At 43.8% G+C, this 258-nt stretch carries 1 protein-coding gene; it reads left to right on the forward strand.

Translation table 11 applies throughout. The annotated features are described in order from the left end of the window. Positions 1-230: hypothetical protein (locus AAEY75_RS15985; protein ID WP_352260146.1), on the forward strand; the 230-nt coding region annotated here is incomplete at its 5' end. Positions 231-258: the final 28 nt, after the last annotated feature.

The raw sequence follows: 258 nt of genomic DNA on the forward strand, positions 1-258 counted from the left end.
GCCTTACAATGATTGGTCAGGCATCAATGAACAAGTGGAATGCCAACACTGTGGTCACCAGTGTGCAAACCAACTTTAGTAGTAGTGTGGCTAAAGTGAAGGCAGATGCCGAAGCACAAGGTCAAAACAGCTTACTGGCTTTTTATAGCAACTATCATGGTGGCTTAGTCAGTCCTGCCTGTACGCAAGCTACCCGTGAGTTCTTTGCGCAAAATTTTAACCAATCTTAAGAATATTTGGGCATAAAGGGTTTAAGCG

It is taken from the genome of Psychrobacter sp. TB55-MNA-CIBAN-0194 (assembly GCF_040309505.1).
Classification (GTDB): domain Bacteria; phylum Pseudomonadota; class Gammaproteobacteria; order Pseudomonadales; family Moraxellaceae; genus Psychrobacter; species Psychrobacter fozii.